Annotated in this window: 11 protein-coding genes; 6 read left to right on the top strand and 5 right to left on the bottom strand. The window is 33.8% G+C overall.

Features of this window, described 5'->3' with window-relative positions:
* Window positions 1-210: 210 nt before the first annotated feature.
* Both B0A65_RS01385 and B0A65_RS01380 read right to left on the bottom strand, forming a co-directional pair.
* Window positions 211-1,224 carry a zinc-dependent alcohol dehydrogenase family protein gene (locus tag B0A65_RS01385; protein WP_074658132.1) on the bottom strand — a complete coding sequence of 338 codons (1,014 nt, stop codon included), beginning with the start codon at window positions 1,222-1,224 and terminating at the stop codon, window positions 211-213.
* A gap of 246 nt (window positions 1,225-1,470) precedes the next feature.
* A complete protein-coding gene (locus B0A65_RS01380; protein WP_074658134.1) occupies window positions 1,471-1,860 on the bottom strand; it encodes a winged helix-turn-helix transcriptional regulator in 390 nt (129 codons plus the stop codon).
* 266 nt (window positions 1,861-2,126) lie between these two features.
* On the opposite strand from B0A65_RS01380, the gene B0A65_RS01375 reads away from it, so the two are divergent.
* The 3 genes from B0A65_RS01375 (at window position 2,127) to B0A65_RS01360 (ending at window position 5,757) form a co-directional block, all read left to right on the top strand.
* Window positions 2,127-2,606, top strand: coding sequence for a DUF1203 domain-containing protein (locus B0A65_RS01375; protein ID WP_074658136.1), 480 nt, complete (start codon window positions 2,127-2,129; stop codon window positions 2,604-2,606).
* A 388-nt stretch (window positions 2,607-2,994) separates the two neighbouring features.
* Window positions 2,995-3,243, top strand: a complete 249-nt coding sequence (locus B0A65_RS01370; protein WP_074658138.1) for a hypothetical protein — start codon at window positions 2,995-2,997, stop codon at window positions 3,241-3,243.
* 321 nt (window positions 3,244-3,564) lie between these two features.
* The gene (locus tag B0A65_RS01360) at window positions 3,565-5,757 is read left to right on the top strand and encodes an alpha-galactosidase (RefSeq protein WP_074658142.1); all 2,193 of its coding nucleotides are present in this window, start codon (window positions 3,565-3,567) and stop codon (window positions 5,755-5,757) included.
* Window positions 5,758-6,021: 264 nt separating this feature from the next.
* Here the strand turns inward: B0A65_RS01360 and B0A65_RS01355 are convergent, their stop codons facing one another.
* Window positions 6,022-6,570, bottom strand: coding sequence for a TetR/AcrR family transcriptional regulator (locus B0A65_RS01355; RefSeq protein ID WP_074658144.1), 549 nt, complete (start codon window positions 6,568-6,570; stop codon window positions 6,022-6,024).
* Between the two features lie 216 nt (window positions 6,571-6,786).
* Here B0A65_RS01355 and B0A65_RS01350 point away from each other — a divergent pair, with 216 nt between their 5' ends.
* Together B0A65_RS01350 and B0A65_RS01345 are read left to right on the top strand one after the other, a co-directional pair.
* Entirely contained in the window at window positions 6,787-7,845 is a 1,059-nt protein-coding gene (locus B0A65_RS01350) for an NAD-dependent epimerase/dehydratase family protein (protein ID WP_074658351.1), read from the top strand.
* A gap of 19 nt (window positions 7,846-7,864) precedes the next feature.
* A complete protein-coding gene (locus tag B0A65_RS01345) occupies window positions 7,865-8,290 on the top strand; it encodes a DUF2141 domain-containing protein (RefSeq protein ID WP_083370385.1) in 426 nt (141 codons plus the stop codon).
* A gap of 355 nt (window positions 8,291-8,645) precedes the next feature.
* On the opposite strand, the gene B0A65_RS01340 is transcribed toward B0A65_RS01345, so the two are convergent.
* Both B0A65_RS01340 and B0A65_RS01335 read right to left on the bottom strand, forming a co-directional pair.
* Window positions 8,646-9,812 carry an FAD-dependent oxidoreductase gene (locus tag B0A65_RS01340; protein WP_074658174.1) on the bottom strand — a complete coding sequence of 389 codons (1,167 nt, stop codon included), beginning with the start codon at window positions 9,810-9,812 and terminating at the stop codon, window positions 8,646-8,648.
* 30 nt (window positions 9,813-9,842) lie between these two features.
* The gene (locus B0A65_RS01335; protein WP_074658176.1) at window positions 9,843-10,601 is read right to left on the bottom strand and encodes a helix-turn-helix domain-containing protein; all 759 of its coding nucleotides are present in this window, start codon (window positions 10,599-10,601) and stop codon (window positions 9,843-9,845) included.
* An 850-nt stretch (window positions 10,602-11,451) separates the two neighbouring features.
* On the opposite strand from B0A65_RS01335, the gene B0A65_RS01325 reads away from it, so the two are divergent.
* Entirely contained in the window at window positions 11,452-13,101 is a 1,650-nt protein-coding gene (locus tag B0A65_RS01325; RefSeq protein ID WP_123890253.1) for a tetratricopeptide repeat protein, read from the top strand.
* Window positions 13,102-13,240: the final 139 nt, after the last annotated feature.

The raw sequence follows: 13,240 nt of genomic DNA, 5'->3' as shown, positions 1-13,240 counted from the left end.
AAAAATCTTCGGAGAATGATGTAATTTGCCGGTTAGTTTATAAACAAAGAAATTGTCGTGATATTGTCACGACAATTAAGTTGGTCTCAATTTGGCTACTTTTATATATTGGTCGTTTACCTCATTAATAATTTAGGCGAGAATAAGCGTCTACATTTAAAAATTGATATTTTAAATTCATGGGAAGTATTTAATTAGTGCTGGTATATTTTAAAATGTGATAACCAGTTTCCCAAAATGCGACCCACTTTCAAGCCTTTTAAAAGCGTCAATTGTGTCCTGAAATAAAAAGGCCGAATCTATAATGGGGTGAATTTTTTTTGCTTCTAATGCAGTATTCATTCTGAGGAACATTTCCTTAGAACCAACGTTTATGCCCTGCAATTTAATTTGTTTGCTCATTAATCGTGCGGTATTTATATTTCCGGTCAGTCCATTCATTATTCCTATTACAGATATTGTTCCGTCAAGTGCAACGGCCTCGATAGATTTGTTGATATGATCACTGCCCACAACTTCTACAATGTGTTTTGCTCCAATTCCGTTGGTGATTTTCATGACTTCATTTTCCCATTGCGGTACACTTTTATAATTGATCAAATGGTTTACGCCCAGTTTTTTAGCACGGTCTAATTTATCATCACTTCCGGATAATAAAATTACTTCTGCGCCTGCAGCTAATGCAAACTGCATTGAAAATAAGGATACTCCGCCAGTTCCCTGTATCAATACGCTGTCACCGGCTTTGATCTTTCCTTTTTCCACTAAGCCATGCCAGGCGGTTATTGCAGCACAGGGCAGGGTAGCGGCTTCTTCATTGGTAAGATAATCAGGAACTTTAATAACTTCATTTTCTTTTAAGATCACATATTCCTGTAGCATTCCATCATTGGCATTTCCTCCCAATGAATTGACTAATTTTTCAGAAGACAGTTTTCCGTCCATCCAATTGGGGAAAAATAAACCTGCGACACGATCCTGTATGGCTACTTCCGTTACCTGATTTCCAGTCTCTACTACAATTCCAACGCCATCAGAAACGGGAATTCGTCCATGGGGTGGTTTCCATTGATCAACGCCTTTGATGACCAGCAAATCCCTGTAATTTAGAGAAACAGCTTTTATCTGAATTAAAATTTCATTTGGGAGCAGTTTGGCATTCTTTTTTTCAACTAGTTTTAAAGTTTCGATGCTGTAGTCCTTCGTTATTTGATAAGCTTTCATATAATTATAAGTCAATGAGGATCTACAAAATCTGATTAGTAAATACAATATTTCAGACTTCGTTTCTCAATTGGCACTACAAATGTAGGGTGTAATCAAAGCTCTTAATGCGTGTTTGCCAATTGTGAGTTACTCATAAAAAAGTGAGTAAGCGCTATTAGAGCCTGTAAAACATGTATTGGTTTCAGAATATAATAATTGTTCTTTTTAAGAATAAAAAACAACTGAAATGATAACAGATAAACCTTAAGATTTTTTCTTTGAAGTTGGCTGAATACGAATTTCATAAGGAATATGCTGTTTGCCCCAATTGCAAAGTTCATGCAAGACTTTAACTAATTCCTGTCCGCTGTCTGTAATACTATATTCTACACGAAGCGGAATTTCTTTAAAAACTTCTTTTTCAATTAATTCAGCTGCAACCAATTCGTTTAAAACTTTGGAAAGTACATTATCCGAAATGCCATTTAAACATTCCTTTAAACCAGAAAAACGTGTAACATCTTGTTTTATAAGTACTAAAATCTCCGAAACCCATCTTTTTCCGATAATACGCACAACCTTGTTTAAAGTGCATCTTTCATCAAGGTAATATTCATTTAAAGTATTTGTAGAATTTAATTTCTTTGTGCTCATATCATTTAATATTACTGGCAGCCAATACAAGCTACTGTTCAAAAATAGTTACTATTTGCCAATAATTATATATTCCTGGTTTTCTATTTAAAATATAAATAAAAAACGGTTTAAAATTGATCTGTAATTTTTTAAATTATTCTTACAATAAGAATTCATTGCGAAAAAATAGAACAGTAAAATATTAGGGCTTTAATTGAGCAAGAAATGGATTTTTAATAAGAGGAACAGGATATAAATTTGTTTTGATTTAAAATATAGAAAATATGAAAAAATTTAAAATTGTTCCGTTGTCTAAAGAGTTTGTAAGCCAAATTCGGAAAACAAATATTGATAATTTTGGTAATGAAGTTTACGAGCAATTAGCAACGGGAAAAGGACCATGTCGAATTTCGTTGAAACCATTTAATGTTGGTCAGGATATTCGTTTGGTTTTTGCTTATAGTCCGTTTTCAGAAAACAATGCTTTTAATCAGTCCGGACCTATATTTATTCACAAAGACGAAGTGGAGCAATATTTAGATATTTATAATTTCCCCAAAGAATTAAAAGAAGATAAAGAAAATTTCCCTTTATCGCTAATTGGCTATAGCAAAGAACAAAAAATAATTTTTACTAAATTAGTTGGCGATAATGATATCGATTTACTAATTGCTGAAATTTTTGACACAAAAAGCGATGTTGAATATCTTCACGCAAGAAATTCAGAAGCTTGTTGTTTTATTTGTAAAATTGAAAGGGTCTAGTTTTATACTTTTAAAAATTGAAATTTTTGTGATTTCGACGGGACAAATTTCTATAAATTATTGACGATTTGAGGAATTGTCATGCTACATGCAATGTCTGTCTTTCATTGGTTTTATGAATTTGGTTTAAATGTCCTGTTGGGGATTGGAGGAACGGAAACATCTTAAAAACCGGCGATCTTATTACCTGGACTATTTTTGCATTTTTAACTTCAATATTCTGGAAATGCTAATGAAAATGGTGTTCTAAAAAGTTTTTGTCCAAAAAATAACCCATATTTTTTTGGACAAAATCAAAACATTTTTAATAAAATTTAAAAGCGTGTTTTTACTTTCAGGTATATCTTCGTTTAAGTTAAACCAGAAAAACAATTAATTAAACATTGATATGATTGTAAAATTACAATTAGTAAAAAAAGTATTATTTCTTTCTGTTTTACTTTTTTTTAACTCCATGATGAGTCAAACTTTAAGCAAGACAGAACCAATAGAAGTAATTAAAAAATTACAAAGCACTTTAAAAACATCTTGCATACTTGTAATGGAAGTTACCCATGGGGAATTGATTAATTATACTTTAAAAGAAATAGACAATGGTTTTCCGGAAGAATTAAAGAAAAAATATCCTGAGATATGAACTTTTCAAGGGACATTGGTTGTTAATTCTAATGATGTTTGCGTTGTAACCATTGCAAAATGAGAGAATTTATGGAACAAGTTTTGCGGGAAAATCATCATTAACTTTTTATAACAATAAAAAAGGAGCTAAATCTAAATTTTTTTACACAAAAGAAGAAGAGAAAGATTTATCAATCTGGGAAGATTGTACTATTGCAAGCGGCAGTTGTGGTTTTTTTATCAATCCAAACAGCACAAATAAATATAAATAGAAAGGCCATGGGAAAAGTTGATTTCAATGTCAAAGTTCCCCGACTTATTAATATAAAATCCACATAAAATGCATTCAAAACTTTTTAAAACCTGTTTCCTGGTGATGATACTTTTTATCGGCAAGGCTACTAGTCAGGAAGTAATTACGGTATCAACTGAAAATACAGCTCTTGTACTGCAAACAGACAAAGACAGTTCTTTATTGGCTACCTACCTCGGGAAAAAACTTAAAAATACAGATGAATATGCTGTCATCAACTCGCTGGATAAGTTTAAGGTGGGTAATGATGATTTGTTTAACAAGCGGGAAGCTTATGTGGCATCGGGTTCGCTTAACCTGATGGAGCCTGCACTATCTGTAACCCACAGCGATGGGAATAAATCTGTCGTGTTGCAGTATGTGAATCATGAAGTAAAAAAAATAGATGATAACCAGACGTTGACCACTATTGTGTTGAAAGATGAGAGGTACAAATTCCAGGTTACCTTATTTTACAAGGCCTATTATAAAGAAGATGTAATTGAGCAATGGTCTGAAATAGAGCATAAGGAAAAGGGTAATGTTGTGTTGAACAAATATGCTTCTGCCAACCTTACACTTCAGGGAAAAAAGTTTTTTCTTAAAAATCATTACAGTGGTTGGGGCCGGGAGATGCTTTCGGAAGAACAGCAGTTACTGCATGGTATCCGCACACTCGATTCAAAGCTGGGTACACGCAGCAACCTTTTGCATTCATCCTCTTTTATGATATCCATCAACAAGCCAGCAGGGGAAAAAGAAGGTGAAGTAATTGCCGGTTCATTGGAATGGTCGGGTAACTTTAAAATTGATTTTGAAACCTTTGATGAATACTATTTGCGGGTAACAGCAGGCATCAATAACTTTTCATCAAACTACACATTAAAATCATCTGAGAAGTTCACTACACCACGTTTTGTTTACACGTATTCTGATGAAGGTAAAGGCAGGGCCAGCCGTAATCTACAACGCTGGGCCAGAACCTATCAATTGGCGCAAGGCAGTGGTCAACGCCAAACCATATTAAACAATTGGGAAACTACTTATTTCGACTTCAATGACGAAAAGCTAAACGAGCTCACTAAAGATACAAAGAAACTAGGAGTGGATGTTTTTCTGTTAGACGACGGGTGGTTCGGCAATAAATATCCTCGTAACGGCGCCTCAGCAGGACTGGGTGACTGGCAGTATAATAAACAAAAACTCAAGAATGGTATCAGTTCCATAGGTAAGGAAGCTACTGCCCATGGCGTAAAGTTTGGTATCTGGATAGAACCCGAAATGGTAAATCCTAAAAGCGAACTGTATGAAAAACACCCTGACTGGATCATCAGGCAGCCGGGTATAAAAGAATTTTATATGCGCAACCAGCTTGTGCTTGACCTTACTAATCCGTCGGTTCAGGATTTTGTGTACAACACTGTGGAGCAATTGTTCAAAGAAGTGCCAGAATTGGCGTTCATCAAATGGGATTGTAATTCGCTTATCTACAATGCCCACTCACCATTCTTAAAAAACCAGGATCACTTTTATATTGAATATGTTCGTGGTTTAAACAAAGTATTGGAAAGAGTAAGAGCCAAATATCCAAAAACACCCATGATGCTTTGTGCAGGCGGTGGCTCAAGAGTTGATTATGCTGCCCTGCAGTACTTCACAGAGTTTTGGCCAAGTGATAATACCAATCCGTTCGACAGAATATTTATGCAATGGGAATATTCGTATTATTTCCCTTCTATTGCTGTGGACAATCATGTAACTGATATGGGTAAACAACCCATCAAGTTTAAAACAGATGTTGCCATGATGGGCAAGCTGGGTTTCGATATTCGTGTAAATGAATTAGATGCTAAGGATTTATTGTATGCGCAAAATGCAGTGAAGCTGTATAATGGAATTAAAGATATCATTTGGCATGGCGATCAATACAGGTTGCAAGACCCACATGATGAAAAAGTAGCATCAATGGCTTATGTAAAGGAGACTCAGGAGGAGGCAATTGTGTTCAACTATTATGTAGCCACTACATTCAATACCACAATTGGATTGCCTATTAAAATGCAGGGACTCGACCCAAAAAAACAATATAGAATTGAAGAAATAAATCTTTATCCCGAAACACAGTCGCCCATTGATAGCTCCAAGATTTATTCGGGGGATTTCCTGATGAAGGTTGGTTTTAATCCTGAAGCCAACGCTAAAAGAACCAGTGTGATCTTACGGGTGAAGGTTGTGAATTAAGTTGTTTTTTACTTATAAAATAAGCTGAATGGTACAACTGATAATTTATGCAACCAAGTGATTTGCATATAATACTATTGTTAGGGTTTAATATTTTTTTTAGGAGCTTTTCCCGCTATATCCTCCAATCCTTTGTGCCCAACCCCCGGCACAAAAGGATTTTTACTGCTATCGGGACTAGGCTGCCGGAGTAGCCCCGTCTTTAGATACTTGTTTACCTCGCTTTGAGAGATTCGATTAGGAATTGATGGCTTATAAAAATTGCTATAATTTATTGAGTTTATTTACCAGATAACTTATCATTTGTGCAATATTTTCAGCAGGAATGGAGAAATCATTTTCGATCCAATTTTTGATCACAGCGATACTTCCTTTTTCGCCAAATTGGTATGCCATTTCAGCAAAAGGCTTTACTTCGGGAGTAAGTTCTATTTGATTTTCAATGGGAAAATTATTCCGAACACTTCTCAGGGTTCGCGACAGAATTCCGCTTCCATCCGCTTTGGTAAATACAATTTTACTCATCTGCTTGTCGCTTTCCAGTAACTGGCAGCTGAGTAGTATCACATCATCCATATTGGTGCTTTTACGCAAAACCGATGAGAGTTTTTCAAAAACATCATCTTCTATTTCAAGCAGTATATCCATCGGAATATTATAATGCCGATAAAATGTATTGCGGTTGACATCGGCTGTTTTACACAGTTCGGTTATGGTAATTTGGCTTAATTCTCTCTCGTTCAGCAAACTAAATAATGCTTCACGCAATATTTTTTTAGTGTACTGAACCCTTCTGTCTTTTCTTAAATCCATCACAAATTATTTTACATACGCTACAAAAGGATTAGTGTTTGTTCGCTAATGAACAGTAGCATCCTTTTTTGAAACAGCAAATACATTCTTCTTTAATAGTTTTACGTAGTAATAAAAAAGAACACAAAGTTAAATATTGAACATATTGTATAACAAATATAGCTTTTTAATCAAAATTTAAGCGGATTGAAAAGGGCAAATGTTAAATTAAAAAAAATGGAAAATAAGATATCACGAAAAAAAATACTGCTGACCGGTGCATCTGGAACTGTAGGATTTGAAACTTTGCAGCATCTGGTTCAGCATACGGATTATGAAATTACGGTTTTTGATTTAAAAACCCAAAATTCGGTACAAAAACTGGCTCCCTTTCGATCTCGTGTAGAGATTATATATGGCGACATCAGCAATAGAGAAGAGGTGCTAAAAGTTGCCGAAAATAAAGATGTAGCGATCCATTTGGCAGCGATCATTCCACCTCTTGCAGATATAGATCCAGAGATGGCTTACAGTGTCAATGTGAGAGGGACCGAAAATCTTATTTACGCTCTAGAGAAGAATTCACCGGATTGTTATTTGATTTTTAGTTCCAGTATTTCGGTTTATGGTGATCGGATCAAGAATCCCCAGATAAGTATCACTGATATTTTGCAGCCCAGTCCCGGTGATCAGTATGGAGAAACAAAGGTGTTGTGTGAGTCGTTGATTGCGAAATCTAAATTATCATGGAGTATTTTTCGTCTGGCTGCAATTATGGGTAACCATAAGATATCCAAATTGATGTTTCACATGCCGCTGGATACACCAATGGAAATCTGCACGCCAAAAGATACGGGCAGGGCTTTTACTAAAGCAATTGAAAATCAAAAAAAATTAGAGAAGCAAATATTCAACTTGGGAGGGGGAAAGGATTGTGTTATTACTTATGGATCTTTTCTGGACAAAATGTTTGCTGAATTTGGCTTGGGTAAAGCTGATTTTCCACAAAAGGCGTTTGCAGAGAAAAATTTTCACTGCGGGATTTTAAAAGATGGTGAAGATTTAAATAATATTCTAGGTTTTCGGCAGCAAAATTTGAACGATTATTTCGAGATGGTCCGCCAGAAAATTCATCCTCTCCAAAAAAAAATCACCTTCATTTTTAAAAGTATTATAAAAAAATGGCTGCTCTCACAATCAGAACCCTACCAGGCGTTTAAAAAAGGGAATGTAAAAAAAATGAATCACTTTTTTAACCCATTAGAGAAAGAGAAGCTAGAAACGATTCTATTATAAATCCTAAAAAATATTACTTATGAAAATTAAAATGATAAGCTTGATAATACTTGTAACAGTTAATTCAGCACTGTTTGCACAACATAATTTCAGCGTTGAAGTATCGGGCGTAGAACCCGGCAAAGGATCTGTTTTTTTCGGATTGTACGATAAAGACAAAGGCTTTCTTGATAATGAGTCACAGATTGCCATCGGAAAAGTAAAAGCTACAGAAAATAAAGTGGTCTACACGTTCAAAAATCTACCGGATGGCGATTATGCTATTGCTGTTTACCAAGACCTGAATAATAACGGAAAATGTGATAGAAATATGATTGGTTATCCGACAGAAGGATTTGGATTTTCTAAAAATTATAAACCAAAACTCTCAGCACCTAATTTTGATGAGGTGAAAATTGCAATTAACCAGTATGCTAAAACCAGTATTGCACTGATTGTTAAATAGAAGACCCTTTCTCAGTTATTGGAGTTACTTATTGTTATACTCTGCTGCTTATGACTACATTAATATCTGTACAGGCGAGTTTTAAATTTTCTGTTAGGAATTGGAAAGGTAAGTCCTGCCGCATAAGTTTTTTAGTTATGTATTAGGTATAAAAAATGGCGTCAATTGTCTTCAATTGGCGCCTTTTGCTGTTTGTGACCCCTACTTGACAAATTTCTATAAGATTTATGGATGATTTGAAAATATTGGCTTACTACGTCTTTGAATGGCGTAATGATTTGGTTTGGATGTCCTGTTGGGGATTGGTGTGAATTTGCATGTAATATTTTTTATATATGAGATGCAGATTCGAGCCTTAATTCGGCCTAGATTCTATAATTTTTTTGTCCCATTCTTCCTTATCAAATCTTCCTTCTTCAAAACTCTCATCGGAATGAATGCCTTCTTCTGCCATTTGTGTATGCTCTTGTGCCTCAATGGCGTAAGCTATCATTTTTCTTTCATAATCTTTAACAGCAGAAAGTAAATCTGGAAAATCACCTTCGGTAAGATTTGCAGCTAAATGTAAGGCATCCAATAAACCAATATTAACTCCAATGCCTGCAAAGGCGGGCATTACGTGTGCTGCATCACCAGCTAAAGTAATGTCACTTTGACTTTGCCAAGGCTTGTCTAAATGCATTCTTCGCATTGGCAGACCAACAAAATTATCGGTTGCATTAAATAATTCTTTAAATGTAGGATGCCAGTTTACAAATAATTTGTTTAAATATTGAAGAACCATTTGTTTGTTGGAAAAATCTATATTTTCCTGCTCAGTCCAATTTTCATCAATTTGAAACGACAAATAATAATTTAAGGCGCCATTAGATTTTACTTGAGAAAAGAGCATTTTTCTTTCAGCCAATGCCATCGTATTTTCTTCTTTGCATAAATTTTTAAATGAAGGACAAGTGATTTTCGGATCTAGAACTTCACCTTGTATTATGTAAGTTCCAGTATATTTTGGCTCGATATCAGTAACAAACTTTCTTGCTTTGCTTTTTCCGCCATTTGCGATAATTACAAAATCGGATAAAGCAGTTTTTCCATTTTTAAATTTTAAATGATATTGATTCCCTACTTTTTCAATGTCTGTTAACTTACTATTCCACTCGACGGTATTTTTATCTAAAGAATCCAATAAAATTTTCCTCAAATCATTTCTATCAATTTCAGGACGATCAAATTTATTTTCTTCAGTTGGCATACTTTCTTCCAGAATATTAGTCTGCATGTCTACACTGCGTTCACCTGTTGGTCGTGCATAATAATAGTATAGTTCCAGTAAACCTGCTTTTTCTAGGGCAAGCTGTCCGCTGCCTTTATGGATGTCGAGTGTTCCTCCGGATATTCTTGATTGTGCATTTGTATCCCATTCATAAACAGTTACATTTACACCTTTTTGCTGCAAAAGTCTTGCAGTTGTCAAGCCCACAGGTCCACCGCCTATGATAGCTACTTTTTTATCTTTTAATAACATATTTGCTGTATTTAATATTACAGTGCAAAGTTATTTGTTGTTTATGGCAGAAACTTGTATAAATCGGTCGTTTTCATTTCGAGATAGCTCTCTAGGGCTTACACCGGACAATTTTTTAACTTCCCTGCTAAAATGTGCCTGATCAGAATAATTGAGTTCAGGGAAAAGTTCTCCTTTTTTTATTTGTTCAAATGAAACTCGAAATTTTAGAAAATTACAGTACACTTTCAAAGAAATTCCAAAATATTTGGTAAAATAGCGATTTATCTGCCTGCTGTTCCAAAAGGTTTTTTCAGAGAATTCTGCAATTGTCATTTCACCATTTGAGGAATAAATTAACTCAAACAGCTTTTGTTTTCTGCTGTCAATATCGTCTGGTAGTAATTGTTTTATAATTTGGGCAGCTTTAATACAAAAAGCATCAAAGTCGTCCAGATCTGTTTGTTTAAATCCCCAATAATCATCTGGTAATTTTTGAAACTCGTTTAAAAGATGTGCTATGGACTGATGAAACAAATATTCGGCTGCTAAAAGCTTGAAACTTATAAAAAACATTTTTGTATTGGCTTCCATTTTTCTTTTATCATATAAAGTACCAAGTCCCAGCAGGTAAATTTGAAACGGCTCATCTTTATCTTTTGAAATAACTAAATCAAAATTGGCATCCGGCATGACAATGACTTCTTTTTCAATTCCCGTTGTATTCTCAATCATCCAAAAACACTCCACAAAATCTGATATAGATTTGTCGGGTAGATTTTTTTTGTATTGAATTTCTTCATTTGTCATTTTACTATTCTATATCTGCAGGATTATGGATAAGGTATATCATGCTAATTTAAGTCTAATTTTGATTTATAAAGAATACAATATTTTTTTTATCTATTAAATTACTATTTTTCTATTAAATAAATATTTATTAGAGTACAAGTACAGTTTCTGAATTTTCAAAAGAATCTTTACAATAGAGTAACTGTCGGATCGAAACCAAATACGAAAAAATAACAAGTGGAACTAAAAGCGCTGGCAGCAGTGTAAAAGGAAATTGTAAAAGAGCGACATTTAACCAATCTGGCTCAGAATTGCTTTTGCATCAAAATGCCAATGTTACTTTTAATGAGAAAACCAAAGGTTTAGAAACCAGAATGAATTGGAAAAACGCACGTTACGCCCTTGAATTTACATATGACGAAGGATTTGAATTTGAGCAGATGATACCCTTGGCGAATTTAACGCCAAAGCAGCAAAAGTTTGTCCTGGATAAAAGATGTAAAAAAATATATATTTTTACTTTATTTTAGAGTGATCTAAAAAAATGACAAATGATTTAAAGTTAGTTTATTTAATAGTATAAATAAAAAAATGGCACCAATTGGCTGTGTAATTTTATAGAATATTTAAAGAGATTGGCTTACTGGAAGCAGAGGCTGTCTTAGTATGGCGTCAGCAATTTGATTTGGAAGTCCCGTTGGGGATTGAACCAAAATATAACATAAAAAGGTAATCATTAACCTCTTTTATTAAAACTGTCTTAGCTTTTTGTGGGAAAATTGGAGGACTGTTCCAAATTATCTAGAAGGCTGATTTTCGATTATAAGTAATGAAGTTTAACTTTTCTCTAAATTTATTTTCTTTAATTTTGAATCCATTATTTATAGTTTTTAATATGGTGGCTCGATTATTATCATTCTTTCTTCTTTTTTCCAGTTTACTTTCTTATTCTCAGCGTTCAACAAAAGAGTTAATCGATAGCTTAAATACTATAGATGATCATGAGAAAAAAGCTGAACTGTGCCTTAAAATTGCCGGAAAACTTAAGGATTCCGATTGGAACCGTGCAGTGAAATATGTGGAATTAGCTGAAGCTGAGGCAAAAAAAGCTACTAATTCAGACGAAATTCTGGCACTGGTTTACACTATTTCTGGTAATATATATGATTCAAAAGATGTTTTAGATATTACTTTGCAATTTTACTTAAAGGCCTACGAAATTTACAAAGCCAATAATAATATTCAGGAAATTTCTAAAATAGAGAATAACCTTGCGGTTATTTATGCTAAAAGCAATAATGAAGCAAAAGCTTTACGGTATTTTTTGAATGTATATCATTATCAAAAATCTAAAAAGGAACCTGATAAGCTATTAAAGATTTTAAACAACATAGGTACCATATATTTGGGTAAAAACGTAGACTCCTCTTTATATTATTTTCATAAGGCAGATTATATAGTAAAAAAATTAAAAAATAATAATTTAACCGGATACGTTTATACAAATCTGGCAAGGGCTTATGCTTTAAAAAAAGACAAGAAAAATGCCGATATCTACTTTGCAAAAGCTTTTTCTTTAATCAATACCCCAGTGGATAATTCATTAAAAGTCTTTATTCATGGGTCTTTTTCACAGTATAAATTAGAGGATAAAAATTTTGATGCTGCTATTGTAAATGCAAAACAGGCATTAGAATTCTCAAAAGAAAATGTATTTAGTTTTTCGGGCTTAAGATTGAATAAATTACTTTATCGGGCTTACCTGGAAAAGCAGGATTATAAAAATGCGGTTTTTTATTTTCAGAAATACAATATCATCAGCGACAGCATAAACATTGAGCAAAAGGCTGTAAATCTGGAAAGGATCAGACTGGAGCAGGATTATAAAGTACGCAACCAGATAAGATCTTTTGAGGAGGAAAAAAAGCGATTTAGATATTATGTAGCAGGCCTGATAATGCTTGTAGGGATTTTGGCACTTATTATTTTACTGATACGCTACCGAAACAAAAATATAAAAAATCAGCTAGAAAAAGAGAAGCTAAAAACCAAACAGCAGGAGCTTAAGCAAAGTCTTGAGGCTAAAAATATGGTTTTGATCGGAAAGGCAATGTCAGAAATACACCGTACGGATAATATCAATGAAATCCTTACCGATCTAAAAAAGATTAGGCTTCAAACCGTAAATAAAGAAATGCAGAACGCGATCGACATCGTTTTAAAGCGTCTTCAAAAAGATTTAAATATAGATATCTGGAAAGAATTTGAAATAAGTTTTGAACAAGTCCATAAATCTTTCTTCGATAAACTTGCCGTTGATTATCCTTCACTTACTCCAAAGGAAAGAAGATTGTGCGCTCTTTTATATTTGGATTTAACTACAAAAGAAATCTGCCAGATTACCGGACAATCATTAATCGCTATTGAAAATGCTCGAACGCGACTTCGAAAAAAGTTTGATTTAACGAACGAAAAAATAAATTTATCTACATATTTAAACACATTTAAGCTCGATTAACTGTAAAATAATTTTAAGGATAACTAATTGATTTATTTGTGTTTGTATTAAAATGATTGTTTTTGTAGTGGTGCATTTTCAGCTGTGATTGTTTTTGCATGACTCCTTTTTTTTAGTACCCGGTATTGTGATTCTACAT

Source organism: Flavobacterium frigidimaris (assembly GCF_002217275.1).
Taxonomy (GTDB): domain Bacteria; phylum Bacteroidota; class Bacteroidia; order Flavobacteriales; family Flavobacteriaceae; genus Flavobacterium; species Flavobacterium aquidurense.
This window is presented reverse-complemented; position numbering and strand designations above follow the sequence as displayed.